The sequence below is a fragment of the Pseudomonas syringae group sp. 26L6 genome (genome assembly GCF_032587815.1).
Classification (GTDB): Bacteria; Pseudomonadota; Gammaproteobacteria; order Pseudomonadales; family Pseudomonadaceae; genus Aquipseudomonas; species Aquipseudomonas amygdali.
On record NZ_JAWHPJ010000020.1, the window covers coordinates 119,537 to 146,302 of the forward strand.

Below are 26,766 nucleotides of genomic sequence, written 5' to 3' on the forward strand. Positions count from 1 at the left end.
CGATCCTGGACGCGGAGCATTGACACGATAGTCAGACTGCACTTAAAGGCTACGAATTACTTACCGACCACGTCGCCACGCATTGGCGCCAACCGGGCGATCAAACGGTTCTGGACCGGAACCGGGACGTTCTCGGTGTCCATCGCTGCGATCAGGTTTTCAACCAGCGCGTTGAAATCGCTGGGGGTAAGGTTCTGGCCCTTGTGCGACTCGGCCATGCTGTCACCGGTGTAACGGCACGGGCCGCCCGCTTCGACACAGAGTTGCTCGACCAGTTTGTCGCGCAGACGCACGATGTCGACTTTCTTGAAGCGCTCGACAATCCGGTCATCCCTGGCCACGTTCATGAGCATGCCTTCGACGATGCGCTGGATGCCGGCACGCTGGCCAAGGTCTCGATAAAGACTGTCATCCTTGGGGGGCTGTTGCTGTTGGGCGCAACCGGCCAGCACCGTCAGCATCAGACAGATCAGCAAGCGTCTCATCAGAAACTCCCCTGCACAGACAGATAAGTGCCGTTCTGGTTATCCAGCGTGGCGATTTCGCCCAGACGGGCGTAGGCCAATACAACGGACAGATGCTTGTTGGGGAAATAACCGAGAAACACATCTGCCCAGTCGCTCTCGCCAGCAAACGAAAGATTATCCGGCTTTTCGCGATATTCGACGCCAAGCGCCCAGCGCGGATTGAACAGCACCGCTACCGAGCCCTCCTTGAGCAGACTGCGACTGTCACGCCGGTCCCCGCCAAACCCGAGCAGACCGGTTTCGTTGGCGCGGCTATAACGCATGCCACCGTTGACCACGACGTTGTAGCCAAACGCCGCGCCCATGAACAGCCGACTGGCCGTCAGATACCCTTCGACATCCGAATCACGCTTGGCCCCCACCAGACTCGGGATCAGGAAATCGTTCTGATGCTTGTACTGCACGCCCAGGGAAACCTGCGGCAGGCTTTCATAGATCAGGTCGCCGAACAGGCGCACTTTGACGCCGAACACGTCCTGGCTGAGGTTGTCGTCCGGCAGGCTGAGCCTGTGCTGCAGGTTGCTGATATCGAAACGTTGGTGAGCATAGGAAAACTCGACGCGGTTGCCATAGGCGACGGCGAGGCCTGCCACATCAAGGTTGTAGTCCGGCAGATTGATGTGCGTGGCGAAGGCTGTCGCCCCCCACTCGCCTTGCTCGCTGTAACCGGTGATCACCGCCCATGGGGTGATACCGCCACCGGCGCTGCCCTCAATACTGGTTGCGCCACCTGTGGCGATAAGTCGGCCGTTGTCGCCCAGCGCGAGCGTCGGGGCAACCCCTGCCACACCCGCCAAAAGATAACTCAACAGTAATGATGTCTTGTAGGACATGGATTAATTCACCATAAGACTGGGTGATGCCTGATACGTAGCAATCCATGCCTCAAATGCTGACGCCGTCAGCGGCCGACTGATCAGGTAACCCTGGGCCGTATCGCAATGCCAACGCCGGAGCAGGTCCAGACTGTGTTGGTACTCGACACCCTCTGCCACCACCTTGAGTCCGAGGTTATGGCTCATTTCGATGGTCGACCGCACGATCACCGCGTCTTCGCTGGTTTCATCCAGGTTGCGCACGAAAGACTGGTCGATTTTCAACTCCTGCACTGGCAGACGCTTCAAGTGGGCCAGTGACGAGTAACCGGTGCCGAAGTCATCGACCGACAGGCTGATACCGCAGTCGCGTAGACGATGCAGAACCACCAGGGCTTTCTCCGGCTCGCTCATGACCGCGCTCTCGGTTATCTCAAATACCAGTTGTTCGGCAGGCACCGCGTATTGCTTGAGCAGTTTCATGACATAACCGGCCAGATCGTCGCCCAGCAGGTCGTCGGCGGAAATGTTGACCGATACCTGCAGCACCAGACCGCGCTGGCGCCATTCGGCCAACTGACGCATTGCCTCTTCGATAACCCAGTTAGTCAGCAGGTTGATACTGCCGGTGCGCTCGGCGAGCACAATGAATTCGGCTGGCGAAACATTGCCAAAGCGCGGGTGAGTCCAGCGCAGCAGGGCTTCCGCCTGACGAACATAGCCCTGACGGATATCCAGTTTGGGTTGGTAATGGAGCATCAGTTCGCCATTCTGCGGAGCCTTGCGCAGGTCGCGGATCAGACATATCTGACGCTGGTGAGCGAGGTCACGTCCGTCCTGGTAGATCTGCAGGCGACCGGGAATGAACGCTGCGTCCTTGCGTGCAATCGCCGCACGGTTGACCAGTTCCTGAGCCGAATCACCGTGTTCCGGATAAACCGTGATGCCTATGCAGCACTCAAGCATCAGATCATGGTTGTCGATACGTTGCGGCTCGCTGAGCAAACGCTGCACGGCGTCGGCCATGCCCACCGCGCCGTCACTGGCAGTGTTGTCCAGCAACAGCAAGAACTCGTTGGCACTCAGCCGTGCCACCGTGTCGCCAGACCGCAAATTGCCCTGCAAACGCTGCCCCAACTGGCGTAACAGTTGCTCAACGCCTTCGGCACCCGCACTTTCGTTGATCGTGGCCAGGTTCTCGATGCCTAGGTACAGCAAGGCGACCGTGCGATTTGCCGCAATCAAACTGCCAAGACGTTCCATCACCAACGCTCGATTGGGCAGGCCGGTCAGGTTGTCGTGCAGAGCGTTGTGAGCCAACTGCCCTTCGCGCACGGCGATGCCCTGTTGCATGGTGTTGATCGCGTCGGCGAGCATGCCCAATTCGTCACTGCGCACCAGGGTTACCGGCGTTTTATAGTCACCATCGCCAATACGTTTGGCCGCAATAGCCAACTCCTGCACCGGCAGCGACACGCTGCGGGCCAGCGCCAGCGTACCCAGCAGCGACGCCAGCAATGCGATCATGGAAATCCAGAAAATCTTTTCATTCAGCGGTGCAAACGCTTGATAAGCCTTGTCCAGCGGGCTCTGCAACAGCGCGATCACTTGTCCGTCGTCGCCATTGCTGCTTTTGGCCAGCATCAGCGTTTGACTGAGAAAGTTGAGGTTCGCTTGCTCGGTCAGCAGCATCTGCCCTTCAGAGGAACTGCGCATCAGCTCGATCAGACCAGCGTACAAGGCTTTCGGCTGGGTGCTGATCAGTTCCCCGGACTGACCGTTTTCCACCGTGAGAAACGACACTTCCAGCCCACTGAGAGAACGCAGCTCTTCGGCAATGCCACTGTCGATGGTGAAGCCCATCACCACGCGGCCTATCGGCAACGGCGCAAGCACGGTACTTTCCACCAGCAAATGAGGTATTCCGCCACCCGGAATAATAAGCACTGACTGACCGGCACGCTTGGCGTTGCGCAGCGCCTGGTCATAGACAAACCTGGACCCCTCCGGCACCGCTGTCTCGGTACTGGCAACCACCACGCCATCCATGCCCAGCAGGAACATATCGCTGGCGTTGATGCGTTTGCCATGATTGAGCAATACCGATCGAATGGTCGATGAATCGGCACTCGCTACAGCATCACGAAACCCGAAGTCGGCCGCCAACAGTTGCACGGCGTCACGCAGACGCTTGCCGCGCAGATCAATCAGCCGCTCGAACACACGGCTACCCACTTCCAGCTGCGCCTGGGCCTGAGTGCGCACCGCGTCGTCGGTCGCAACCTTGACCGCGAGAAAGACTGCGCCCACGACAATCAGCAACAGGGCAATCAGAACCCCGGCGATGCGCGCCTGAAAGCTGGCTTTAAATTTCATTCATGTGCGGCCTTGTGAAAAGCGTCGCCGAAACCGCCGGGGGCCGGCTTGCCAGGTTTATCCTCGGCTTTCACTTCGACCGCGAGGTTGAAACGCTGGGTGAGGCCCGATGCGGGCACATCGAATTCACCGCCCGATACAGGCTGCATGTCTTCAATTTGCGGATGCCAGAGCGTGGCAGCGTAGTGTCCGGCTGGCACCTGATCGAGTTTGAGCAGGCCATTGCTGTCCGTCACGCCGAACCAGGGTTCGTCCGTGACATAGATGTAGCCGACCATCCAGTCATGGATGTTGCAGCCCAGCACTACCACACCAGGCTTGTCGAACAACAGCGGTTCCGAGGGGGTGCCTTCGTAAAGTCGCAACTCGAAACGCTTGGCCGGGGAAAAGGAATAAACCTGATGGCGGATGTTGTCGCTGTTGGGAAACTTGACCTGCGTGCCGGTGTGTACCGCCAGCACATGCGGTGCAAACTCCTGGTCGCGCTGGTCCATGGCAGCCTTAAGCACTGCGGGCGACGGATCAGTCGGGCCTTTGAGCGTCACTACTGCATCTGCGAGGGGCTTGCCCTGCTTGTCGAGTACCTGCGCGGTAAAGGTAGAAGCCGATGCATTCGCAGCCGATGCCATCCATAGTCCAGCCAGTAATGCCGAAATAAATACGTTGGTCATACCTGATTCAACCCATAACGGCAGCGCCGTAAATGAAATAAGCCAGCGCTGGTCAGCACGGACTGGACCAACAACTAATAAATGACAGTTTTGCAACCGCTTTACAGACTATCGACCAAGACTATTGAAACCTGAGGGCTGCTGCCCCATCTAAGAAGCATGTTCAACTTCTCAGGTGCCCCATGAGCGACCAGCAGACAGACTCGCCAGATTTGCCCGATGACGCAGACGAGCACGACGTGTCTCTGAGCTCCGACAGCACCTCGCTTGCCTTGCCCGGCCAGAACCTGCCCGACAAGGTTTACATCATCCCGATCCACAACCGTCCGTTCTTTCCGGCGCAGGTCTTGCCGGTTATCGTCAACGAAGAACCGTGGGCCGAAACGCTGGAACTGGTCAGTAAGTCGGAGCACCATTCACTGGCGTTGTTCTTTATGGACACTCCTCAGGAAGACCCGCGCCACTTCAAGACCGATGCGCTTCCCGAGTACGGCACTCTGGTCAAGGTTCACCACGCCAGCCGCGAAAATGGCCGGTTGCAGTTTGTGGCGCAAGGCTTGAGCCGTGTGCGCATTCGTACCTGGCTCAAGCATCACCGCCCACCGTATCTGGTGGAAGTTGAATACCCGCAGCAACCCAACGATCCGACTGACGAGGTGAAGGCTTACGGCATGGCTTTGATCAACGCGATCAAAGAGCTGCTGCCGCTCAACCCGCTGTACAGCGAAGAGCTGAAGAATTACCTCAACCGCTTCAGCCCCAATGATCCTTCGCCGCTCACCGACTTCGCCGCGGCCCTTACTTCGGCCACCGGCGTCGAGCTGCAAGAGGTACTCGACTGTGTGCCGATGCTCAGGCGCATGGAGAAAGTCCTGCCGATGCTGCGCAAGGAAGTCGAGGTCGCCCGCCTGCAGAAGGAAATTTCTGCCGAGGTCAATCGCAAGATCGGCGAGCATCAGCGTCAGTTCTTCCTCAAGGAGCAGCTCAAGGTTATTCAGCAGGAGCTGGGGCTGAGCAAGGACGACCGTAGTGCCGACATCGAACAGTTCGAACAGCGACTGGAAGGCAAGACCCTGCCACCGCAGGCGCGCAAGAAGTTCGACGAAGAAATAGGCAAGCTCAAGGTGCTGGAAACCGGCTCGCCGGAATACGCCGTGACGCGTAATTATCTGGACTGGACCAGTTCGTTGCCGTGGGGTGTCTACGGCGAAGACAAACTGGACCTCAAGCACGCTCGTAAAGTGCTCGATCAACACCATGCCGGCCTGGATGACATCAAGGCGCGCATTCTCGAGTTTCTTGCAGTGGGTGCCTATAAAGGCGAGATCAGCGGCTCGATCGTCCTGCTGGTGGGCCCACCGGGTGTCGGCAAGACCAGCGTCGGCCGCTCGATTGCCGAGTCGCTGGGGCGACCATTCTATCGACTGAGCGTGGGCGGCATGCGCGACGAGGCCGAAATCAAGGGCCACCGCCGTACCTACATCGGCGCCCAGCCAGGCAAGCTGGTGCAGGCGCTGAAGGATGTAGAAGTCATGAACCCGGTCATCATGCTCGATGAAATCGACAAGATGGGCCAAAGCTACCAGGGCGACCCGGCGTCTGCGCTGCTGGAAACCCTGGACCCGGAACAGAACGTCGAATTCCTCGATCACTACCTGGACCTGCGTCTGGACCTTTCCAAAGTCCTGTTCGTGTGCACCGCCAACACCTTGGACTCAATCCCCGGCCCGCTCCTTGACCGCATGGAAGTGATTCGCCTGTCCGGCTATATCACTGAAGAGAAGCTTGCGATTGCCAAACGCCACCTGTGGCCAAAGCAATTGGAGAAAGCCGGTGTTGCCAAAAGCAAGCTGAGCATCAGCGACAGCGCCCTGCGCGCCGTCATCGAAGGCTACGCTCGCGAAGCCGGTGTGCGGCATCTGGAAAAACAACTGGGCAAGCTGGTGCGCAAAGCGGTGGTCAAACTGCTGGATACGCCTGACTCGGTGATCAAGATCGGCCCGAAAGACCTTGAAGCGTCATTGGGCATGCCGGTGTTTCGCAGCGAACAGGTGCTGTCGGGCACCGGTGTGATCACAGGCCTGGCCTGGACCAGTATGGGCGGCGCGACGTTACCGATTGAAGCAACGCGCATTCACACCCTGAATCGCGGCTTCAAACTGACCGGGCAACTGGGCGATGTCATGAAAGAGTCGGCTGAAATTGCCTACAGCTACGTCAGCGCCAACCTGTCGAAGTTTGGCGGCGACGCGAAGTTCTTCGATGAAGCGTTTGTACACGTACACGTTCCCGAAGGTGCAACCCCGAAAGATGGCCCTAGCGCGGGCGTTACCATGGCCAGCGCCCTGCTGTCCCTGGCGCGTAACCAACCGCCGAAAAAAGGCGTGGCCATGACCGGCGAACTGACCCTGACCGGGCACGTATTGCCTATCGGCGGGGTGCGCGAGAAAGTCATTGCCGCGCGACGTCAGAAGATTCACGAACTGATCCTTCCGGAACCTAACCGTGGCAACTTCGAAGAACTGCCGGACTATCTCAAGGAAGGTATCACCGTTCACTTTGCCAAACGCTTTGCAGATGTGGTGAAGGTGTTGTTTTAAAGATTGATGCGGGGGCACGTCTCACACTGACTCGCTCCCGCGCCCTTCGGGCAGAATCAAAAGCGGACGTGTGTTTAACGCTGAATGATCTGACCCACAATGGGACTTCTGCCCGCAGGGCGTGGGAGCGGGCTTGTCCGCGAAGACGATGCTTCAGACGACGTATTTTCGGCGATCATACTGGCTCTTTCGCGGACAAGTCCGCTCCCACGGCCTTGACTATCTGATCTGATCAACTGATTCCGATCCTGAGCGGTATACCTGCCGTACTCCCCCCTAAAACCCTGATCGGTTATCCTTGCGCCTCGTCTCGCAAAACCGGAACTTGCCATGACCCCTGCCCGTTTCCTTGCACCGTTGAGCCTTGCGCTGCTGACGGCGTGCGCGCAAACACCGAAAAACATCGTGTCCATTGAGGCTGAAAACGACTGCCCACTGACGCTCCAGAGCGGACAGACGCTGATCCTCACCCTGCCCAGCAACCCGACAACCGGCTTTCGCTGGCTGACCCAAAACCCGGCGCAGAACATCCTGCGCAGCCTCGGGCCGGAGGTGTATGCCAACGCCGAGAGCAAGGAGATGGTCGGCAGCGGCGGGCAGTCAGTCTGGCGCTACAAGGCAACCGACGCAGGCACCGGACGACTGGTGATGACCTACCAACAGCCGTGGGCTCCGGAAGTGGCGCCGGAGCAGACTTTCGAATGCGCAATCACGGTGAACTGACCGTTTGCCCGCGGCTTGTCCGAAGGCACGCGCTGCACCATGCATCACGGCGACAACTTGGCTAGAATGCCCGCTTTTCAAAGCCTTCGCCGGAACCGCCGTGAGCAAAGAAACCGACCGCATTTTCGCCCAGCCACTGGCCCAGGTGCCTGACTTCGCCTTCAACGAAGACGTGGTGCGGGTCTTCCCGGACATGATCAAACGCTCGGTGCCCGGCTATCCGACGATTGTCGAAAACCTCGGCGTACTTGCCGCGCAGTTCGCCCAGCCGGATACCGTACTTTACGACCTTGGCAGTTCGCTGGGTGCCGTGACTCAAGCCTTGCGTCGCCATGTACGCAGCGAAGGCTGTGAAGTCATTGCGATAGATAACTCCAGTGCGATGGTCGAGCGCTGCCGTGAGTACCTCAATGCGCAGAACTCCATGTTTCAGGAGCTGTTGCCGGTGCAGGTCATCGAAGGTGACATTCTGGCGCTGGAGTTCAAGCCCGCGTCGGTGGTCGCGCTTAACTTCACCCTGCAATTCATTGCCCCCGAGCAGCGTCTGACATTGCTCGGGCGCATTCGTGATGCGCTGGTGCCAGGCGGCGCGTTGATCCTTTCGGAGAAACTGCGTTTTGATGACGAACAGGAGCATGCGCTGCTGACGGATCTGCACATCGCTTTCAAGCGCGCCAACGGCTACAGCGATCTGGAAATTGCCCAGAAGCGCAGTGCCATCGAAAACGTGATGAAGCCCGACAGCCTGGAAGAACATCGCCAACGTCTGCTCGCCGCCGGTTTTTCCAAGGTGGTGCCCTGGTTTCAATGCCTTAACTTCACCTCGTTGATTGCCCTGCCATGATTGATCTCGCTCCTCTTGTCCGCCGTCTGGCGGGAACACCTCTGGCTGATTGGGCAAACGGCTTGCAAGCCCAGCTTGATACGAAAATGGCCAAGGGTCATGGTGACTTGCAGCGCTGGCAAAGTGCGCTGGACGCGCTTCCAGACCTGCAACCCGAGCGAATCGATCTGCTCGATAGCTTTACCCTGCAAGCCGAGTGCAACGGCGAAACCCGAACCGTGCTGCGCAAGGCGTTATTAGGCCTGTCGCCTTGGCGCAAAGGGCCGTTCAATGTGTTCGGCGTACATATCGACACCGAATGGCGCTCGGACTGGAAGTGGTCACGGGTATCGCCGCATCTGGACCTGAAGGGCAAACGGGTTCTGGATGTTGGTTGCGGCAACGGCTATTACCAGTGGCGCATGCTCGGTGCAGGGGCTGACAGCGTGATTGGTGTTGACCCCAACTGGCTGTTCTTCTGCCAGTTTCAGGCCATGCAGCGCTACCTGCCTGACCTTCCTGCCTGGCATCTGCCCTTCGCACTTGAGGACTTGCCAGCCAACCTGGAAGGCTTCGATACGGTGTTCTCAATGGGCGTGCTGTATCACCGCAAATCGCCCATCGACCATTTGCTGGCCTTGAAAGACTGCCTGGTAAAAGGCGGCGAGCTGGTGATGGAAACTTTGGTAGTGCCGGGCGATGTTCATCAGGTGCTGGTGCCGGAGGACCGTTACGCACAGATGCGCAATGTCTGGTTCCTGCCGTCGGTGCCCGCGCTGGAACTGTGGATGCGCCGCGCCGGTTTCACCGACGTGCGCTGCGTCGACGTCAGCCATACGACGATCGAGGAACAGCGCAGCACCGAATGGATGCGCTTCCAGTCACTGAGCGACTATCTGGACCCTGCCGATCACAGCAAGACCGTCGAAGGCTTGCCAGCGCCGATGCGCGCTGTGATTGTGGGGCGCAAGCCTTGATCAGGACGACTACCGAGCGGCCGCCACGATCAGCGCTTTCATTTCTGCCACCGCCGCTTTGAACCCTACGAACAGAGCATGAGCCACCAACGCGTGGCCGATGTTCAGTTCGTTGATGCCTTTGATCGCGGCGACTGCTTCGACGTTATGATAATGCAGGCCGTGACCGGCGTTGACGATCAGGCCCTGAGCTACGCCGAACGCTACTCCATCGGCTATTCGCTGCAGTTCTTCGGCGACTTCAGTCGGGGTCTGAGCATCGGCATAGCGACCGGTATGCAGTTCAATGGCAGGTGCACCGACGCGCTTTGAAGCGGCGATCTGGCGCTCATCGGCGTCGATAAACAACGAGACCTCGCAGCCGATTTTCGCCAGCCGCTCGACCGCTGACTTGATCCGCGCTTCCTGGCCCGCGACGTCCAGCCCGCCTTCGGTAGTCAGCTCCTGGCGTGTCTCCGGCACCAGGCAGATATGCGCAGGACGAATGCGCTCGGCAAACGCGAGCATTTCTTCGGTCACGCCCATCTCGAAATTCATGCGGGTCTGCAGCACGTCCTTGAGCAGCAAGACGTCACGTTCCTGAATATGCCGGCGGTCTTCACGCAGGTGAACGGTGATGCCGTCGGCACCTGCCTCTTCGGCGTCCAGTGCGGCCTTGACCGGGTCCGGATAGCGCGTGCCACGGGCCTGACGCAAGGTGGCTACATGGTCGATATTCACGCCGAGAAGGATGCGAGTGCTTTGGGTCACGGTGGTCTCCAGAAAAATGAGCGAGCTGGTCGAAGCAGGCTGTAGAGAATAAAGCCTGATCAAGGCTTGCGAAACAGTTCACGACTGACTAACGGGCGACCGCCCAAGTGTACCGCCAACGCCTGACGCATCAGACGCTTGGCAGCAGACAACGCACCGGGGACGCTCCAGTCCGCTTCGGACATGGCCAGCAATTCTGCGCCTTGAAACAGGCCGGGCTGAAGCAGGTAAACACGCTCAAGCCCGGCATCCACTTGCAGGCGGTACATGCCATCAATTGCCAGCGGCTCGCCGTTGATGTCGGCGTCCATGGCAAAGCCGTAGCCCAGATCATCCAGCAACCGCCATTCGAACGAACGCAGCAAAGGTTCCAGCGGACGGCCCAGCGCGAGGGCCAGCAATGTGGCGGCGTAATGTTCGAATACGGCTGGATGCGGATCTTCGGCAGGCAACAGGCGAATCAGCAGTTCGTTGAGGTACATGCCGCTGAACAGCGCCTCGCCGGTCATCCAGGTAGCAACGCCTGCGCTTTCCATGCGGCCGACATTCTTGAGTTCGCCACGCCCTCGAAACTCGACTTCAAGCGGCACGAACGGACGTGCCAGCGAGCCTGCCTTGCCTTTGGCACTGCGTAGCACTGCACGTAGCCGCCCTTGGGGCGTGAGGAAATCGACCAGCGCGCTGTTTTCGCGATACGCACGGCTATGGAGCACATAAGCAGGTTGGCCGGTGGGCGCGCTCATCAGGCTGGCTCGAAAGAGAAGTGTTCGCCCAACCGCAGAGGGTCAGGCGAAAGGGCAGCTTAGAGGTCGCCGTAGCCGAGCGAGCGAAGGGCGCGCTCGTCATCGGACCAGCCACCTTTGACCTTGACCCACAGGTTAAGCATGACTTTGGAGTCGAACAGCAGCTCCATGTCGCGACGCGCATCACTGCCAATGCGCTTGATACGGTCGCCCTTGTCGCCAATGATGATTTTCTTCTGCCCGTCACGCTCGACGAGAATCAGCGCATGGATATGCAGGGTGCGGCCCTGCTGCTTGAACTCTTCGATCTCGACAGTGATCTGGTACGGAAGCTCGGCACCCAACTGACGCATGATCTTCTCGCGAACCAGCTCGGCAGCCAGAAAGCGGCTGCTGCGATCAGTGATCTGATCTTCCGGGAAGAAGTGATCATTTTCGGGCAGGTGCGAGGCAATCAGGCTTTCCAGCGCTTCCAGGTTGTGGCCATGCTGCGCGGAGATAGGCACGATGGACGCATTCGGCAGTTGGCCTTGCAGCCACTCCAGGTGCGGCATCAGATCGCTCTTGTCTTCAATGCGATCGGTTTTGTTGATCGCCAGAATGACCGGGCCTTGCACGTACTGAACACGCTCCAGAACCATCTGGTCTTCGTCGGTCCAGCGGGTGCGATCCACGACGAAGATCACCACGTCGACGTCTTTCAACGCAGCCGAAGCAGTCTTGTTCATGTAGCGGTTGAGCGCTTTCTCGCCATTCTTGTGCATGCCGGGAGTGTCGACATAGATCGCCTGCACGGCACCCTCGGTCTTGATCCCGAGCATGTTGTGACGCGTGGTCTGCGGCTTGCGCGAGGTGATCGCCAGCTTTTGACCCAGAATATGGTTGAGCAGCGTGGACTTGCCTACGTTGGGACGGCCGACAATGGCAACATAGCCACAGCGTGTTGCGGTTGTATCATTCATGACCGTTCTCCACGCCCAGGGCAATAAGTGCTGCTGCTGCGGCTACCTGTTCGGCAATCCGGCGGCTGACACCCTGTCCTCGGCTTTTTTCATTCAATAGGTTGATCTCGCATTCGACGAAAAACGTCCGGCAATGCGGTTCACCCTGGATATCCACCACCTCGTAACGCGGCAGTTCGCAGGCCCGCGACTGGAGAAATTCCTGCAGTCGGGTCTTGGGGTCCTTGTTGGTGTCTACCAGCGTCAGGCTGTCGAACTCGGTTGTCAGCCAGGCCAGAACACGCTCGCGCGCAGCCTCCATGCCAGCGTCCAGGTAGATCGCCCCGATCAGCGCTTCAAGGGCGTCGGCGAGAATCGACTCGCGACGGAAACCACCGCTTTTCAGCTCGCCGGACCCCAGGCGAAGGTACTCGCCCAGATCGAAACCACGGGCCAGCAATGCAAGGGTTTCACCCTTCACCAGGCGCGCACGCAAGCGCGACAACTGGCCTTCGCGGGCCTGAGGGAAGCGTTCGAACAACGCCTCGCCCGCCACGAAGTTGAGAATGGCATCACCGAGAAATTCCAGACGCTCGTTGTTGCGACCGGCAAAACTGCGATGGGTCAGGGCCAGGACCATCAGTTCCTGATCCTTGAAGGTATAGCCGAGCTGACGCTCAAGGCGGCTCAAGGATACGCTCACGGTTTACCCACACTGAATTGCTTGTCGAACTTCATCACCAGATCGATGTTCTGGAACCACGGTTCACGCTGCTCATAGTTCAAATGAGCCTTGAACGCATTGTTCTCCACCGTCACTTTCAACGCCTTGTTCAAATCTATATCCCGAATGCTGTTGACCTGCATGTTCTTACCGACATAACCGTAGAAATCGTCGACCGTGGTAATGTCCAGGGCCTGATTGGTGTCGACCGTTTCGATGATTTTCTTCATCGTCATATAGTCGAGGTAATGCGGGACCAGCTTGAAGGCCGTGCTCGTCGCGAACGCGACAAGCGCCAGCACCAACAGCCATCCCACTAGCGAAAAACCTTTTTGAGAAGTAGAGAACGTCATGTTCGACTTCAACCTCGAGAGTTCACTGCCTGCCCGACCGGGTCGACTCAGGGTTCAGAGGCGTTTCCAGTCAGCCCAAATGACATACGGCGCTGCTCCAGGCAGCGCCGCATCGATTACTTGATCAACCCTACGCGTGCAAAATTAGGGAAGTGGCTCAATTTCGGCTCCGGCCAGCTCATCCAGACGGCGAACGCCTTGCCTACGATGTTCTTGTCCGGGACCATGCCCAGTTCGTCCTTGGGAATATTGGGATCATCCCAATAACGGCTGTCATTCGAGTTGTCGCGGTTGTCGCCCATCATGAAGTAGTGCGCAGCAGGCACCGTCCATTCACTGTCAGGCGGCGCGCGGTATCGGCTCATTTCCTGACGGATCTGATGTTCGACTGCGCCCAGTTGTTCTTCGTACAGTTCTGCACTGCCCAGTGTACCGGGCTCGGTGCCGATCAGCTTCTTGGCAACCAGCTCACCGTTGATGAACAACCGCTTGTCGCTGGTATAGCGAATGCGATCACCCGGCAGACCGACGACACGCTTGATGTAGTTGACGCTTGGGTCGCTTGGGTAGCGGAACACCATCACATCGCCACGCTGCGGATCACCGAGCTGGATGACCTTCTGATCCAGTACCGGCAGGCGGATGCCATAAGCGAACTTGTTGACCAGAATGAAATCACCCACATCCAGCGTCGGCTTCATGGAGCCCGAAGGAATCTGGAACGGCTCTACCAGAAACGAGCGGAGCACCAGCACGATAAACAACACCGGAAAGAACGATTTGCCGTACTCAACCAGCAAAGGCTCTTTGTTCAAGCGCTCTACGACAGCAATGTCAGGTTCGCCGACGCTTCCCTGATAGTTCGAAATGGCAGCCCGGCGACGAGGCGCCAGGATGACCAGATCAATCAGTGCAAGCACGCCACAGACGAACACAGCGATGACCAACAACAGCGGAAAATTTAGTGACATAGGACCTGACTATTCCAACCTGAGCACTGCGAGGAAGGCTTCCTGTGGAATTTCCACGTTACCGACCTGCTTCATGCGTTTCTTACCGGCCTTTTGCTTCTCCAGCAATTTACGCTTGCGGCTGACGTCGCCGCCGTAGCATTTGGCCAGTACGTTCTTTCTAAGCGCCTTGACGGTTGTCCGGGCCACGATCTGACCGCCAATGGCGGCCTGAATTGCCACGTCGAACATTTGTCGAGGGATCAGCTCTTTCATCTTCTCGGTCAACGCACGCCCTTTGTAATGAGCGTTGTCGCGGTGAACGATCAATGCCAGGGCATCGACCTTCTCGGCGTTGATCAGAACGTCGAGCTTGACCAGGTTGGCCGACTGGTAACGATCAAAATGATAATCCAGGGAAGCATAACCGCGGCTGACAGACTTGAGACGATCGAAGAAGTCCAGAACCACTTCGTTCATCGGCAAATCGTAGCTCACCTGAACCTGGGTGCCGAGGAACAGCATGTCGTGCTGTACGCCACGTTTTTCGATGCACAACGTAATGACGTTGCCCAGGTGCTCCTGCGGCACAAGAATATTTGCGCGAACGATAGGCTCGCGCATGTCTTCGATGGACGACAGGTCAGGCAGTTTGGACGGGTTATCGACATAAATCGTTTCGCCGGTCTTCAGCAACAGCTCGAAGATTACGGTTGGCGCGGTGGTGATCAGGTCGAGATTGTATTCACGCTCAAGACGCTCCTGGATGATCTCCATGTGGAGCATGCCGAGGAAGCCACAACGGAAGCCGAAGCCCAGTGCATCGGAGCTTTCCGGCAGGTATTGCAGCGAAGAGTCATTCAGCGTCAGCTTTTGCAGGGCTTCACGGAAGTCTTCGAAATCGTCCGAGCTGACCGGGAACAGGCCGGCGTATACCTGAGGCTGGATACGCTTGAAACCGGGCAGCACGTCTACATCGGGCGTGGTGCTCAGGGTCAGGGTGTCACCAACCGGCGCGCCGTGAATGTCCTTGATGCCGGCAATGATAAAGCCCACTTCGCCGGCTTTCAGATCAACGGTTGCCGTGTGCTTGGGGTTGAACACGCCAACGCTGTCGACCAGATGCAGCTTGCCGGTGGACTTGACGAGGATCTTGTCGCCTTTCTTGACGCGACCGTGGCGCACGCGCACCAGAGACACGACGCCCAGGTAATTGTCGAACCAGGAATCGATGATCAACGCTTGCAGCGGATCTTCGATGTTGCCGGTCGGTGCGGGAATGGTTGCTACCAGACGCTCGAGGACCTCGTCCACGCCCATGCCGCTCTTGGCGCTGCACGCCACGGCATCGGTGGCGTCGATACCGATGATCTTCTCGATCTCTTCCTTGACGCGGTCCGGATCGGCCTGCGGCAAGTCCATCTTGTTCAATACCGGCATGACCTCTAGGCCCTGCTCGATGGCGGTGTAGCAGTTGGCGACCGATTGAGCCTCGACGCCCTGCCCTGCATCGACCACCAGCAATGCACCTTCGCACGCGGCCAGCGAACGGCTGACTTCATAGGTGAAGTCGACGTGCCCCGGGGTGTCAATGAAGTTCAACTGGTAGGTGATACCGTCTTTGGCCTTGTAATACAGGGTAACGCTATGGGCCTTGATGGTGATCCCGCGCTCGCGCTCAAGATCCATGGAGTCGAGCACCTGGGCTTCCATTTCGCGCTCGGACAGGCCACCGCACATTTGAATGAAGCGGTCGGCCAGCGTCGACTTGCCATGGTCAATGTGGGCGATGATGGAGAAATTGCGGATATGACTCAAATCACTCACGGATCAACACTCAAAAAGGTTGCAGGCAGATTGCCCGCCGAAAAATAGCCGGGAATTGTACCTGAACTAAGCAAGAGGCGTCACGCTTACAGGTACCCGGATAGGCGCAAGGTAAACAAACAGGTACAAAAAAGGGTGGCCGCAGCCACCCTTCCCGGTCAAACCGCCCTGTTACTCGGACAGCTTGAAGGTGATGAAGGTCGCACGGCCCTGACGCAGAACACGCATCGAAACAGAGCGATCCTTGGGCAGGCTTTTCGCCACCTCAGTGAACTGCTTACTGGACGTAATCGCCTGGTTGTTCAGATGAGTGATCACATCACCCGGCTGCAGGCCAATCAGCGAAGCCGGACCACCTGTGACTTCCTTGATGGCCACACCGCCCTTGAGGTCCAGGGATTTCTTCTGCTCGGCAGTCAGTTCGATCACCGACACGCCCAGACGGTTGCTGCTGCGTTCGGCGCCTGTGCCAGCAACATCGCCCATTTCCTGACCTTCGTCAGGCAGCGCGCCAACAGTGACCGTCAGCTTCTGACGCTTGCCGTCGCGAATCACTTCAAGTTCGGCCTTACTGCCGTCCTTGAGGTTGCCTATCAAGTGCGGCAGGTCAGCCGACATGATGATTGGCTGACCGTTGGCACTCAGAATCACGTCGCCAACCTGCAGGCCACCCTTGGCAGCCGGGCCATCTTCAAGCACCTGAGCAACCAACGCACCGGCAGGCTTGTCCAGACCAAACGATTCGGCAAGGTCCTTGTTCACTTCCTGAATAACCACACCCAACCAGCCACGGCTGACTTTGCCGCTGGCCTTGAGCTGGTTGGCCACATCCATGGCGACGTCAATCGGAATCGCGAACGACAGCCCCATGAAACCACCGGAGCGGGTAAATATCTGCGAGTTGATCCCGACTACCTCACCCGCCATGTTGAACAGCGGGCCACCCGAGTTACCCGGGTTGATGGCCACGTCAGTCTGAATGAACGGCACATACGTGTCGTTTGGCAGACTACGACCCTTGGCGCTGACAATGCCTTTGGTCACGGAGTGATCGAAGCCGAATGGCGAGCCGATCGCCAGCACCCACTCACCCACCTTGAGCGTATTGGAGTTGCCCAGTTTCGCTGTAGGGAGGTCCTTGCCGTCAATTTTCAGAACCGCAACGTCGGTGCGCGAGTCGGTACCGATCAGCTTGGCTTTCAACTCGCTGCGATCGGAAAGGCGCACAAGAATCTCGTCGGCACCATCGATCACATGATTATTGGTCAGAATGTAACCATCGGGGGAAATGATAAAGCCCGAGCCCAGTGACTGGGCTTCGCGCTGACGATCACCCTTGCCAGCTCCGGGCGGACGCGACCCTGGCGGCATGCTGCGCTCGAGAAATTCGCGCAGCATGGGCGGCAAGCCTTCCAGGTCAGGCATCTGCTGATTGGCTACGGCGCGATCAGGCAGTTTCTGGCGCGTACTGATATTCACCACTGCTGGCGAGGCCTGCTCGACCAGCCCGGTAAAATCCGGCAGGTTCTCGGCTTGAGCCGTAGCAACCTGGCCGAGCATGAGCACAGCGGCAATCAGTGAAAAGTAGGACTTCATGCGTGGTATCGACATATAGCTCCCGTTGGTAACGAGCAAAAAATTAAGCAGTACAAGCAACTGACTCAAAGACCTCAAGCAGCGATGCTCATCTCTGGATCAGCGACATGGCCTCTGGAAACGACAAAAGGCCAAAGCTGCGAGGCTGTGACCTATAGAAAAAAACCAGAGTTTTTGCAACGTGCAAACCTCACCAAACATTTCAGTACCTGCGCCCAGGCCAGGTTGAATGCGCCCTGGCGACTCTTGAAACCCAGGATGAAAATTTTTACATCCTGGAATTCGTGACTTCAAATGTTTATTTTTTGGCTGAAGATTCGTCGTTACGCATCGACAAGGCTATACGCTCGGCGGTGCCCATCGGTATTTCTCCGACGACCGTCACCATCATGTCGCCCTGCGGTGTTGTGAGACGACGCGAGACCGCCACTGTCGGGCCTAGCTGAGTGCGAATATCAGAAGATGCGCCGCCTTTCACTGCCTCGATGAACACTGAAAAACGCGCCAGACCGTCGCCATACATCAGATGGGTAACGGAGGATTGCGTGGAGGAGTCCTTGCGCACACCACTGCTGCTGACGTCGAAACCAGGCGGCAGCCAATCAGAATGCCATGCCACAGAACTTATGGACGGCTCAGGCTTGGCTTTCAACACAGACACGGGCTTGCAGTCGGCGCTAGTCTTGAGCATTTGCTCGGACAGAACGCCGGCGGTATCAAGATCGGTAAACTGGAAACGTTCGAGCAGTTGCCCCTTCTCGCTCAACAGAAGCGACTTGAGCACAAGACCGGTTTCGTTATCCAGGTGAAGTTCAAGGCCGTATCGATGCTGGTCCTTGGGGGACAGCGCAACGATAGTAGCCTGACGACCGGCCACTCTGGATTTTCCGACAATTTTTATGTCGTACCAGGCGGAAAGTCTTTTGACATCGAATGCGCGGGCAGATGAGTCGGCCGGATTGGCCACACCCGCTTCAAGCGTGCCGCTGACGCACTGTGTAAGCCCGTCAACACGCAGAACTTCCTGAGCAGAGCCATCAAGCTGCAACAAACGCTCCTGAACATGCCCATCCGCTATGCGGTGCCAGATTCGATGGGTAGAAAAACTACCATTGCGTTCGTATACAAAGGTGCCTTGATAGCTCTGCTGCTGATCAACCTTGGCAAGACGATTGATTGCGTCTTGCGCATCATCAGCCTGTACCGGGAGGGCAAGCCATCCACCAAGCAGTAATGGCAGTAGAGGGACGGCTCGCATGATCCTCCTTAACGGTTTTCCAGACTCGCAGCACGTGCGTAAGGCAGCGCGCTTTCAGTACCTTTCAACGCTGCTTCCTGGGCGTGCTGACGCAGGTAGCCAGGCAGACGTTGATCACCTTGACCAGCACCCTGCAACACGCCGTTGGCCATAGGGCCAGGCGCCTGCTCGGTACTTTCAGTGTAGCCAGCCAGTACGGCAGGGCCTTTCACTTGTGGAACAGTCAGGTTGGCAGGCTGTTGGGTCTGCTGTGCCAGTTGTGCACCGGCGATATCGTCCTGGTTGTAAAGGCGGACACCGGCCAGAACGGCTACGGTAACCGACGCTGCAACAGCCAGACGACCCAGCGTGCGCCAAGGTCCACGTGCTGCTTTGAGCGGGCTGACTTCATCGGCGATCGCGGCAGATACAGCAGCCGAAATATCCAGATGCGGGATCAGCAGCTCTTTGTGCATAGCTGCACGAGCAACTTGGTAACGCGACCAGGTAGCGCGAGTATCGGCATCGTCAATGGCATTCAATACCCGACGTAATTCCAGTTCGTCCGCTTCGTTATCCAGTACCGCGGACAGCGATTCCTGCAGGGCTTCACGACTCATGGCGGGTTCCTCTCTTGGGCTATCGCCGCTGTCTCAGGATTCCTGCAACAACGGCTGCAGGGCTTTATCGATGGCTTCCCGAGCGCGGAAGATCCGAGAGCGCACGGTACCAACAGGACACTGCATGACGCTCGCAATGTCTTCATAACTCAGACCATCGAATTCACGTAAAGTTAGCGCCGTACGTAAATCTTCTGGGAGAAGCTGGATGGTCCGATGGACGGTGCCCTCGATCTCATCTCTCAACAATGCACGTTCCGGCGACTCGATGTCCTTGAGGCCATGATCGCCGTCGTAGAACTCCGCGTCTTCAGACCTTACATCGCTATCCGGTGGACGCCGACCTCGCGACACCAAATAGTTTTTCGCCGTGTTAATGGCGATGCGATACAGCCAAGTATAAAAAGCACTGTCACCGCGAAAGTTTCCGAGAGCACGGTAAGCCTTGATAAAGGCTTCCTGTGCAACGTCCTGAGCCTCATGGGTGTCGTGCACGAATCGCACGATCAACCCTAGAATTTTGTGCTGATACTTCAGCACCAACAGATCAAATGCTCGCGTATCGCCACGCTGTACGCGCTCGACAAGCTGCTGATCCTCTTCCTGGGTTAGCATGAACACTCCTCGTTAAGCATGAAGGAGTGCTGCAACTGACATTGTTCAGGCTCGCAAACATAGACTCGGGCTTTTCGCAAAAGTTCTCCCCCTTCAAGCAAGTTTCCTGCGGGCCATCGTAAAGCCTGCACGAAAAACGCAGCGCGACACGGTCGGCTGCGTGAATAGTCTTGTCGCCGGTTTCGCAGTTGATGATCACTTATCTAACCCTGCGAAAACGACGCTGTTCCTGTGTAGGCAACCTGCTATTGAGCATGGATCCTGGCAAAAAGTTCCATTGGCACAATCACAGGCGTGAGCCGCAGACTGCACAAAGTTCTTTGAAATCAGTGCACTGGAGCATTTCCAGTAACAGATAACAGGGAAAACAATATGCATGACATCCGGGACTGGAGCACAATCCATACCCGCTGTGGTCTCACATTGCCATGTAGGCGTGGCTATTGTGCCGTTACCCCAATACTTATACTAGTGGTCGCCAAGGGCAGAATTCGCAGATGAGTCAACATTTTCAGCATGACGTACTGGTAATTGGCAGTGGCGCTGCCGGATTGAGCCTGGCACTGACGCTTCCCGGACACCTGAGCATCGCAGTGCTGAGCAAAGGCGATCTGGCCAATGGCTCGACATTCTGGGCCCAGGGCGGTGTGGCAGCAGTACTGGATGACACCGATACCGTACAGTCTCATGTTGAAGACACGCTGAATGCCGGCGGCGGCCTTTGTAACGAAGAAGCAGTGCGTTTCACCGTCGAGCACAGCCGCGAGGCCATTCAGTGGCTGATCGATCAGGGCGTGCCTTTCACTCGAGGCGATGACGCAGATACCGACGAAAGCGGCTTTGAATTCCACCTGACACGCGAAGGCGGCCACAGCCACAGGCGGATCATCCACGCCGCCGATGCCACAGGCGCAGCGATCTTTCGTACCCTGCTTGAACAAGCCCGTAAACGGCCGAACATCGAACTGCTCGAACAGCGCGCCGCCATCGACCTGATCACCGAACGCCGTCTCGGGCTGGAAGGCCAGCGCTGCCTGGGCGCTTATGTACTCAATCGCAACAGCGGTGAAGTGGACACCTACGGCGCGCGCTTTACCATCCTCGCGTCAGGTGGCGCTGCCAAGGTTTATCTGTACACCAGCAACCCCGACGGTGCCTGCGGCGATGGCATCGCCATGGCCTGGCGTTCCGGTTGCCGGGTGGCGAATCTGGAATTCAACCAATTTCACCCTACCTGCCTGTATCACCCCCAGGCCAAGAGTTTTCTGATCACCGAAGCACTTCGCGGTGAAGGCGCTTACCTCAAGTTGCCCAGCGGCGAACGTTTTATGCCACGGTTCGACGAACGGGCAGAACTGGCCCCTCGCGATATTGTTGCCCGTGCGATAGACCACGAAATGAAGCGACTGGGTATCGACTGCGTCTATCTGGACATCAGCCACAAACCGGAAGCCTTCATCAAAACCCACTTTCCAACCGTCTACGAACGCTGCCTGGAGTTCTCCATCGACATCACTCGCCAGCCTATTCCGGTGGTCCCGGCAGCGCATTACACCTGTGGTGGTGTCATGGTAGACAGCAAGGGCCACACCGACGTGCCTGGCCTGTACGCCATCGGCGAGACCAGCTTCACCGGCCTGCACGGTGCCAACCGCATGGCCAGCAACTCACTGCTGGAGTGCTTCGTGTATGCCCGCTCGGCAGCGGCAGACATCGAGCAGCAACTGGCCGACGTACAGATGCCCACCGACCTTCCGGCCTGGGACGCCAGCCAGGTCACTGATTCGGACGAAGACGTGATCATCGCGCACAACTGGGATGAACTGAGACGATTCATGTGGGACTACGTCGGCATTGTGCGTACCAACAAGCGCCTGCAACGTGCTCAGCACCGTGTGCGTTTGTTACTGGATGAGATCGACGAGTTCTACAGCAACTACAAGGTCAGCCGTGACCTGATCGAGTTGCGCAACCTGGCGCAGGTGGCGGAACTGATGATCTGCTCGGCCATGCAGCGCAAGGAAAGCCGTGGCCTGCATTACACGCTGGACTATCCCGACATGCTGCCGGAGGCGCTGGACACTATTCTGGTACCGCCCACTTACGTCGGCTGAACTTCAGGCGCACACGCAGACGCCGGTGCGTGTCCGGCGTGAGCGCATCAAGCGGGATGCAGCAGCTTTTTATCGAGCGGCCCGGCCGGCCTGCGATAATCGGGCGAAAACGCAGAATCACGACCAACGGTAACGCGAGGCTGTCCGGACATAACTGCACGGGCTGCCAGCCGTCGCGTTGATTCCACAATTGCCAGCCTTGATGATCGCGCTTCAGCGCGGTGAAGGCTGCCGGATGACTGAGCAGGATCGAGCGCGGCAACGTCCAGGCAGCATGCATCAGGCAGAACAGCACACCCAGTGCCAACGCCAACGAAGCGATGTTCAGCCAGAACAACGCGATCAGCGCCAGCAGCTGAACGGCGAGATACGCCGTCAATAGCAGGCGCGAGGCCTGCCAGTGACATTCAAATCGATCACTTGGGCTGGACACGATCCAGAATCATGCGAACCATACGTTGCAATTCAGCATCCTCGGACTCGGCGCGCTGCATGAACCAGCCGAACATGTCCTGATCTTCACAAGTGAGCAAACGGCGATACAGATCGCGGTCCACGTCATTCAAATGCGGATAGACCTCCCGGACAAACGGCACCAGCAGCACGTCCAGTTCAAGCATGCCACGGCGGCTGTGCCAGTAAAGGCGGTTGAGTTCGACGTCTTCGACCATGGAGCGCTCCTCAAAGTAGGCGGCAAGTATACAGCCGTGAGCCGGGCACGCGAATCTTGCAATGGTCGCAGCAGTTTTCACGTACCCCGTATGCATAACCTCGACTCGGCACTATGATGTGCCCCCGGACTTTTTTCCCAATCTGCGATGACCATGACCCAAAAAGCTTTTTTCTGCACGCTATCCCATGAGGGCGTTCTCGCCGTTCGCGGCGTGGATGCCAGCAAGTTTCTTCAGGGTCAGCTGACGTGCAACCTAAATTACCTTAATGAAGACAAATCCAGCCTCGGTGCCCGCTGCACGCAGAAGGGCCGGATGCAGTCGAGTTTTCGCATCGTTTTCGAAGGCGACGGTTGCCTGCTGGCGATGGCCAGCGAGCTGATCGAGCCGCAACTGCTGGACCTGCGTAAATACGCAGTGTTCTCCAAATCGAAACTGACTGACGAAAGCGCAGAATGGGTGCGCTTCGGCCTGCAGGATGGCGACAGTGCCCTGGTCGGCCTGGGCCTGGACCTGGCGCAGGAAACCGATGCGGTAGTACGAGCCAATGAGCTCATCGCAATCCGCGTCTCCCCGGGCCGCGCCGAACTCTGGGTACGCGCCGGGCAGGCAGACAGCGTCAAATCGCAGCTGGCTTCGCAGTTGAGCGAAGGCCCGCTCAATGACTGGTTGCTGGGTCAGATACGGGCCGGCATCGGCCAGGTATTTGGCAGCACCCGCGAGGAGTTCATCCCGCAGATGATCAACCTGCAGGCGGTCGGCGGCGTCAGCTTCAAGAAGGGCTGCTACACCGGCCAGGAAATCGTTGCGCGCATGCAATACCTGGGCAAACTCAAACGCAGGCTCTACCGCCTGACGCTGAGCAGCGAAGAAATCCCCGAGCCAGGTACGGCACTGTTTTCGCCGGTACACGCCAGCGCGGTGGGCAACGTGGTCATCGCCGCACAGTCCGGCCAGAATGTTGAACTGCTCGCCGTATTGCAGGGCGATGCGGCAGAAAATGGCCATATAAATCTTGGCTCGCCAGAAGGCGCAGCGCTGCAAATGAGTGATCTGCCCTACATACTGGACAGCAAACTCGAAACTCAGCGCTAAGCCAGACGAACACATTCAGGTTCCTAGTGTCTTTAGAGCGTTCCAGTGCACATGCTGGCGCTCTGCGGAGCGCGCGGAAAACTCTGGACACCCCCAACGGCTGCGAGATGCAACATGAGCAAGATGGCTGACGAGGTGCAGAGAAACTTGATCAAGGCCATCGACAGAGATGCCTTGTTTCTGCCTACCCTGCCGGAAGTAGCACTGAGAATTCGCCTTGCCGCCGAAGACACCGAAATCAGCATTTCGGCCCTGAGCAAGGTCATCGGTAGCGATACAGCCCTTTCCGCACGCCTGATAAAGGTCGCGAACAGCCCTCTGCTGCGCCCGAATTTTGAAGTCAGCGACGTCACCACCGCGGTTCGGCGCCTGGGCGTCAATTACACCTGTAACTTGGCTATCGGCCTGGTGGTCGAGCAGATGTTCCACGCGAAGTCTCCCGTCATCGAGCAGAAGATGCGCGATATCTGGAAGCAGAGCCTGCAGGTTGCCGGCATCAGTTACACCCTGTGTCAGAACTACACGAATCTCAAACCCGACCAGGCCACACTCGCCGGGCTGATCCACTTGATCGGGATTCTGCCGATCCTGACGTATGCCGAAGACCATTACGAGCTGCTGGCTGATCCGATCAGCCTCAACCACGTGATCGACAGCATTCACCCGGTCATTGGCGAACGCCTGCTGCGCTCATGGGACTTTCCCGAGCCGCTGGCCTGCGTGCCGATTCAGTTCCAGAACTTCGCGCGCGTATCGAAAAGTCCGGACTACACAGATCTGGTGCAGATCGCCACAGTGCATATCCACAGGAACACCGACCACCCCTTCAGCCTCATCGAGATGGTCGACCTGCCTGCGTTCAGCCAATTAAGGCTTTCCAGAGCTGAAGGCATGCTGAGCGCCCAGATGGACGAAGCGAAGAGCATGCTTTACTAGGATCAGGGCGCACTGAAACTGACCCGAACCTTCAAACCCCGCTCGGCACCATCGTGCAAGGTGATTCTGGCCAGATGCGCACGGCAGATCTCACCCACAATAGCCAGACCGAGCCCGGCACCGCTGCCCTGCTGACTGCGACGGTAGAAACGCTCGAAAACCCGCTCCCGCTCATCTGCCGGAATGCCAGGGCCATCATCCTCGACCTCCAGAACACCCGGCGCATACACCCGCAACACCACGTTACCGCCCGGTGAAGTGTGAGCCAGCGCATTGTCGATCAGGTTGCTCAACAGTTCGTTCAGCAACGTCGGCTCGCCACGCAGCCAGACCGGCTCGTCAGCCTCCAGCGCCAGCGCGACGCCGCGTGAATGAGCCAACGGCGCCATGGCCATGCCCAGCTCTCTTGCCAGCTGGCTGAGGTCCAGTTGTTGCGCGCCGCCTTCGGCAATGGCCCGCGCGCCGTTTTCAATCCGCGCCAGTGACAGCAACTGATTGGCCAGATGCGTGAGCCGATCCGTGCCAAGTGCGGCTGATTCCAGCGTACTGCGCCAGTGTTGGGGGTCGCGCTCGCGCAGGCCCAGCTCAACCCGCGCCTTGAGCGCGGCCAGCGGCGTGCGCAGCTCATGGGCAGCATCGGCGATGAACTGCGCCTGGCGCTCGAACTGCAGGCGCAGCCGCTCGGTAAAGTGGTTCAGCGCCCCTACCAGCGGACGCAGTTCATGCTGCACCTCAACCATTGGCAATGAGCGCAGATCATCCGGCTGACGCTCTTCGACTGCGGTGCGCAAGCGCTCCAGCGGTCGCAGTGCCGCACTGACCGTGAACCAGACCAGCAGCAGTGCGCCACCACCGAGCATGCCCAGACGCAACAAGGTGTCGGCCATCAGGCTGCGCGCCATGCCCTTGCGCGCCTCTTGGGTTTCGGCAACACGAATTTCAGCAGTGCCGTTCATGCCCGGATCAGTCACTGGCTTGAGCAGGCTGACCACACGTACATCCTGCCCTTGATAAATCCCGTTATAAAACTTCGCCAGCGCAGGGTAATCATCGGTACGCAAGGTGCCCGGTGGCGGCGAAGGCAGATTTTCATAACCGGAAATCAGCTTCTGATGGATGTCATTGACCTGATAATAGATTCGTCCTTCGCTGTCGTAGGCAAAGGTATCCAGCGCCACGTAGGGAATGTCGGCGCTCAGCGTGCCATCACGCTGGGTCAGACCAGCAGCGATGGTCCGCGCTGAAGCCAGCAACGTGCGGTCGTAGGCGGTATCGGCCACTTCGCGGCCATTCCAGTAAGCGCTCATGCCGCTGGCCAGCATCAACACCACCAGCAGCAACGCCAGGTTCCACAATAACCGCCAGCGCAGGCTGTCGTTAATCATCGCGGCTTTCAAGCAGATACCCCAGACCCCGAAAGGTCACGATGGCCACAGAATGCCCGTCGAGCTTCTTGCGCAGGCGATGGACGTAGATTTCGATGGCGTCAGGGCTGGCCTCCTCGTCGAGGCCGAAAACCTGCGCGGCCAGTTGCTCCTTGCTCATCACCCGACCTGGCCGGGCGATAAGCGCTTCCAGCACCGCCTGTTCGCGAGACGTCAGGGCCAGCAGCTCCTCGCCGAGCGTGAAACGCCGGGTGTCCAGATCATAGGCCAGTACGCCGCAGCGCTGTTGCCGCTCGCCACCCAGTACGCTGCGACGCAGCAATGCCTTGACCCTGGCCTCCAGCTCGGACAGCTCGAAAGGCTTGGCCAGGTAGTCGTCGGCCCCCAGGTTCAGGCCATGAACGCGATCCTTGACGTCGCTGCGCGCGGTCAGCATCAACACCGGAAGGTTTTTGCTGCGCGCCCGCAGACGCGCCAGCACTTCAAAGCCGTCCATACGCGGCAAGCCGACGTCGAGAATGGCGACGGCGTATTCCTCGCTGCTCAACGCCAGGTCGGCGGCAACGCCATCATGCAGTACATCAACGGTCAAACCTGCGCTTTTGAGCGCCTGCGCGACACTTTCAGCCAATTGCAGATGATCTTCCACAAGAAGAACACGCATCGCCGTCTCCTGATTGTCACTGTTGTTATCGAT

General features: G+C 58.1%; 26 protein-coding genes. 7 read left to right on the forward strand and 19 right to left on the reverse strand.

All coding sequences use genetic code 11. The annotated features are described in order from the left end of the window. Positions 1-56 precede the first annotated feature (56 nt). Genes RYA97_RS11470 through RYA97_RS11485 form a run of 4 tightly spaced genes read right to left on the reverse strand, consistent with a single transcriptional unit; the run spans position 57 to position 4,389 of the window. Complete coding sequence (locus RYA97_RS11470; RefSeq protein WP_004658235.1) at positions 57-485, reverse strand: group I truncated hemoglobin; 429 nt, start codon at positions 483-485, stop codon at positions 57-59. Next, complete coding sequence (locus RYA97_RS11475; RefSeq protein ID WP_005779243.1) at positions 485-1,360, reverse strand: DUF3034 family protein; 876 nt, start codon at positions 1,358-1,360, stop codon at positions 485-487. Before RYA97_RS11475 ends, RYA97_RS11470 begins: the two co-directional genes overlap by 1 nt. A 3-nt stretch (positions 1,361-1,363) precedes the next feature. Next, positions 1,364-3,718 carry an EAL domain-containing protein gene (locus tag RYA97_RS11480; RefSeq protein WP_005779241.1) on the reverse strand — a complete coding sequence of 785 codons (2,355 nt, stop codon included), beginning with the start codon at positions 3,716-3,718 and terminating at the stop codon, positions 1,364-1,366. Beyond that, complete coding sequence (locus RYA97_RS11485; RefSeq protein ID WP_039847547.1) at positions 3,715-4,389, reverse strand: methylamine utilization protein; 675 nt, start codon at positions 4,387-4,389, stop codon at positions 3,715-3,717. Before RYA97_RS11485 ends, RYA97_RS11480 begins: the two co-directional genes overlap by 4 nt. 182 nt (positions 4,390-4,571) lie before the next feature. On the opposite strand from RYA97_RS11485, the gene lon reads away from it, so the two are divergent. The 4 genes from lon to cmoB all read left to right on the forward strand — a co-directional run bounded on the left by lon (position 4,572) and on the right by cmoB (position 9,512). Continuing rightward, positions 4,572-6,989 carry an endopeptidase La gene (gene lon, locus RYA97_RS11490; RefSeq protein ID WP_005746592.1) on the forward strand — a complete coding sequence of 806 codons (2,418 nt, stop codon included), beginning with the start codon at positions 4,572-4,574 and terminating at the stop codon, positions 6,987-6,989. Between the two features lie 330 nt (positions 6,990-7,319). Further along, on the forward strand, positions 7,320-7,712 hold the full coding sequence (locus RYA97_RS11495; protein ID WP_002554900.1) for a protease inhibitor I42 family protein: 393 nt from the start codon (positions 7,320-7,322) through the stop codon (positions 7,710-7,712). A gap of 100 nt (positions 7,713-7,812) precedes the next feature. Next, entirely contained in the window at positions 7,813-8,556 is a 744-nt protein-coding gene (gene cmoA / locus RYA97_RS11500) for a carboxy-S-adenosyl-L-methionine synthase CmoA (RefSeq protein ID WP_005735111.1), read from the forward strand. Beyond that, complete coding sequence (gene cmoB, locus RYA97_RS11505; protein ID WP_002554902.1) at positions 8,553-9,512, forward strand: tRNA 5-methoxyuridine(34)/uridine 5-oxyacetic acid(34) synthase CmoB; 960 nt, start codon at positions 8,553-8,555, stop codon at positions 9,510-9,512. The genes cmoA and cmoB overlap by 4 nt, the downstream gene beginning before the upstream one ends. 9 nt (positions 9,513-9,521) lie before the next feature. Here cmoB and pdxJ read toward each other — a convergent pair whose 3' ends face one another. The 11 genes from pdxJ to rpoE form a co-directional block, all read right to left on the reverse strand. Beyond that, entirely contained in the window at positions 9,522-10,262 is a 741-nt protein-coding gene (pdxJ, locus tag RYA97_RS11510; protein WP_005779232.1) for a pyridoxine 5'-phosphate synthase, read from the reverse strand. Between the two features lie 59 nt (positions 10,263-10,321). After that, on the reverse strand, positions 10,322-11,005 hold the full coding sequence (gene recO / locus RYA97_RS11515) for a DNA repair protein RecO (RefSeq protein WP_002554904.1): 684 nt from the start codon (positions 11,003-11,005) through the stop codon (positions 10,322-10,324). Positions 11,006-11,064: 59 nt separating this feature from the next. Then, positions 11,065-11,967: a GTPase Era gene (era, locus tag RYA97_RS11520; RefSeq protein WP_003363707.1), complete on the reverse strand. Its 903-nt coding sequence runs from the start codon at positions 11,965-11,967 to the stop codon at positions 11,065-11,067. Next, complete coding sequence (gene rnc / locus RYA97_RS11525; RefSeq protein ID WP_002554906.1) at positions 11,960-12,649, reverse strand: ribonuclease III; 690 nt, start codon at positions 12,647-12,649, stop codon at positions 11,960-11,962. The genes era and rnc overlap by 8 nt, the downstream gene beginning before the upstream one ends. Next, positions 12,646-13,023, reverse strand: coding sequence for a DUF4845 domain-containing protein (locus RYA97_RS11530; protein ID WP_002554907.1), 378 nt, complete (start codon positions 13,021-13,023; stop codon positions 12,646-12,648). The genes rnc and RYA97_RS11530 overlap by 4 nt, the downstream gene beginning before the upstream one ends. Before the next feature lie 116 nt (positions 13,024-13,139). Continuing rightward, positions 13,140-13,994, reverse strand: coding sequence for a signal peptidase I (lepB, locus tag RYA97_RS11535; protein ID WP_002554908.1), 855 nt, complete (start codon positions 13,992-13,994; stop codon positions 13,140-13,142). Positions 13,995-14,003: 9 nt separating this feature from the next. Then, a complete protein-coding gene (lepA, locus tag RYA97_RS11540) occupies positions 14,004-15,800 on the reverse strand; it encodes a translation elongation factor 4 (protein ID WP_010200891.1) in 1,797 nt (598 codons plus the stop codon). A 171-nt stretch (positions 15,801-15,971) separates the two neighbouring features. Continuing rightward, entirely contained in the window at positions 15,972-17,396 is a 1,425-nt protein-coding gene (locus RYA97_RS11545; protein WP_225231702.1) for a DegQ family serine endoprotease, read from the reverse strand. Between the two features lie 298 nt (positions 17,397-17,694). After that, positions 17,695-18,654 (reverse strand): MucB/RseB C-terminal domain-containing protein, encoded by a 960-nt coding sequence (locus RYA97_RS11550; RefSeq protein ID WP_005779219.1) that lies wholly within the window; start codon positions 18,652-18,654, stop codon positions 17,695-17,697. Between the two features lie 8 nt (positions 18,655-18,662). Beyond that, complete coding sequence (locus tag RYA97_RS11555; protein ID WP_004658251.1) at positions 18,663-19,253, reverse strand: anti sigma-E factor RseA C-terminal domain-containing protein; 591 nt, start codon at positions 19,251-19,253, stop codon at positions 18,663-18,665. Positions 19,254-19,286: 33 nt separating this feature from the next. Next, positions 19,287-19,868 (reverse strand): RNA polymerase sigma factor RpoE, encoded by a 582-nt coding sequence (rpoE, locus tag RYA97_RS11560; RefSeq protein ID WP_002554912.1) that lies wholly within the window; start codon positions 19,866-19,868, stop codon positions 19,287-19,289. A gap of 497 nt (positions 19,869-20,365) precedes the next feature. On the opposite strand from rpoE, the gene nadB reads away from it, so the two are divergent. Then, positions 20,366-21,982 carry an L-aspartate oxidase gene (nadB, locus tag RYA97_RS11565; protein ID WP_002554913.1) on the forward strand — a complete coding sequence of 539 codons (1,617 nt, stop codon included), beginning with the start codon at positions 20,366-20,368 and terminating at the stop codon, positions 21,980-21,982. Here the strand turns inward: nadB and RYA97_RS11570 are convergent. Together RYA97_RS11570 and RYA97_RS11575 are read right to left on the reverse strand one after the other, a co-directional pair. Continuing rightward, on the reverse strand, positions 21,951-22,415 hold the full coding sequence (locus RYA97_RS11570) for a protein YgfX (RefSeq protein ID WP_005746600.1): 465 nt from the start codon (positions 22,413-22,415) through the stop codon (positions 21,951-21,953). The two genes, nadB and RYA97_RS11570, sit on opposite strands and share 32 nt — an antisense overlap. Further along, a complete protein-coding gene (locus RYA97_RS11575) occupies positions 22,399-22,653 on the reverse strand; it encodes a succinate dehydrogenase assembly factor 2 (protein ID WP_003378499.1) in 255 nt (84 codons plus the stop codon). The genes RYA97_RS11570 and RYA97_RS11575 overlap by 17 nt, the downstream gene beginning before the upstream one ends. Before the next feature lie 153 nt (positions 22,654-22,806). Here RYA97_RS11575 and RYA97_RS11580 point away from each other — a divergent pair, with 153 nt between their 5' ends. Next, positions 22,807-23,748, forward strand: a complete 942-nt coding sequence (locus RYA97_RS11580; RefSeq protein WP_038820211.1) for a YgfZ/GcvT domain-containing protein — start codon at positions 22,807-22,809, stop codon at positions 23,746-23,748. Between the two features lie 114 nt (positions 23,749-23,862). Further along, positions 23,863-24,684, forward strand: coding sequence for an HDOD domain-containing protein (locus tag RYA97_RS11585; RefSeq protein WP_004658258.1), 822 nt, complete (start codon positions 23,863-23,865; stop codon positions 24,682-24,684). Between the two features lie 2 nt (positions 24,685-24,686). Here RYA97_RS11585 and RYA97_RS11590 read toward each other — a convergent pair whose 3' ends face one another. Both RYA97_RS11590 and RYA97_RS11595 read right to left on the reverse strand, forming a co-directional pair. After that, the gene (locus tag RYA97_RS11590) at positions 24,687-26,069 is read right to left on the reverse strand and encodes a sensor histidine kinase (RefSeq protein ID WP_004664052.1); all 1,383 of its coding nucleotides are present in this window, start codon (positions 26,067-26,069) and stop codon (positions 24,687-24,689) included. Further along, a complete protein-coding gene (locus RYA97_RS11595) occupies positions 26,062-26,733 on the reverse strand; it encodes a response regulator (RefSeq protein ID WP_002554918.1) in 672 nt (223 codons plus the stop codon). The genes RYA97_RS11590 and RYA97_RS11595 overlap by 8 nt, the downstream gene beginning before the upstream one ends. Positions 26,734-26,766 lie beyond the last annotated feature (33 nt).

Bases quoted from the DNA above. Each gene is read 5' to 3' on its own strand.
- RYA97_RS11545 (WP_225231702.1), bottom strand. From the start codon at position 17,396: ATGAAGTCCTACTTTTCACTGATTGCCGCTGTGCTCATGCTCGGCCAG.
- recO (WP_002554904.1), bottom strand. From the start codon at position 11,005: ATGAGCGCGCCCACCGGCCAACCTGCTTATGTGCTCCATAGCCGTGCG.
- era (WP_003363707.1), bottom strand. From the start codon at position 11,967: ATGAATGATACAACCGCAACACGCTGTGGCTATGTTGCCATTGTCGGC.
- RYA97_RS11495 (WP_002554900.1), top strand. From the start codon at position 7,320: ATGACCCCTGCCCGTTTCCTTGCACCGTTGAGCCTTGCGCTGCTGACG.
- RYA97_RS11530 (WP_002554907.1), bottom strand. From the start codon at position 13,023: ATGACGTTCTCTACTTCTCAAAAAGGTTTTTCGCTAGTGGGATGGCTG.
- RYA97_RS11590 (WP_004664052.1), bottom strand. From the start codon at position 26,069: ATGATTAACGACAGCCTGCGCTGGCGGTTATTGTGGAACCTGGCGTTG.
- nadB (WP_002554913.1), top strand. From the start codon at position 20,366: ATGAGTCAACATTTTCAGCATGACGTACTGGTAATTGGCAGTGGCGCT.
- lepB (WP_002554908.1), bottom strand. From the start codon at position 13,994: ATGTCACTAAATTTTCCGCTGTTGTTGGTCATCGCTGTGTTCGTCTGT.
- RYA97_RS11470 (WP_004658235.1), bottom strand. From the start codon at position 485: ATGAGACGCTTGCTGATCTGTCTGATGCTGACGGTGCTGGCCGGTTGC.
- RYA97_RS11585 (WP_004658258.1), top strand. From the start codon at position 23,863: ATGAGCAAGATGGCTGACGAGGTGCAGAGAAACTTGATCAAGGCCATC.
- RYA97_RS11575 (WP_003378499.1), bottom strand. From the start codon at position 22,653: ATGGTCGAAGACGTCGAACTCAACCGCCTTTACTGGCACAGCCGCCGT.
- RYA97_RS11485 (WP_039847547.1), bottom strand. From the start codon at position 4,389: ATGACCAACGTATTTATTTCGGCATTACTGGCTGGACTATGGATGGCA.
- RYA97_RS11555 (WP_004658251.1), bottom strand. From the start codon at position 19,253: ATGAGTCGTGAAGCCCTGCAGGAATCGCTGTCCGCGGTACTGGATAAC.
- RYA97_RS11475 (WP_005779243.1), bottom strand. From the start codon at position 1,360: ATGTCCTACAAGACATCATTACTGTTGAGTTATCTTTTGGCGGGTGTG.
- RYA97_RS11595 (WP_002554918.1), bottom strand. From the start codon at position 26,733: ATGCGTGTTCTTCTTGTGGAAGATCATCTGCAATTGGCTGAAAGTGTC.
- RYA97_RS11480 (WP_005779241.1), bottom strand. From the start codon at position 3,718: ATGAAATTTAAAGCCAGCTTTCAGGCGCGCATCGCCGGGGTTCTGATT.
- cmoB (WP_002554902.1), top strand. From the start codon at position 8,553: ATGATTGATCTCGCTCCTCTTGTCCGCCGTCTGGCGGGAACACCTCTG.
- rpoE (WP_002554912.1), bottom strand. From the start codon at position 19,868: ATGCTAACCCAGGAAGAGGATCAGCAGCTTGTCGAGCGCGTACAGCGT.
- RYA97_RS11580 (WP_038820211.1), top strand. From the start codon at position 22,807: ATGACCCAAAAAGCTTTTTTCTGCACGCTATCCCATGAGGGCGTTCTC.
- RYA97_RS11550 (WP_005779219.1), bottom strand. From the start codon at position 18,654: ATGCGAGCCGTCCCTCTACTGCCATTACTGCTTGGTGGATGGCTTGCC.
- lon (WP_005746592.1), top strand. From the start codon at position 4,572: ATGAGCGACCAGCAGACAGACTCGCCAGATTTGCCCGATGACGCAGAC.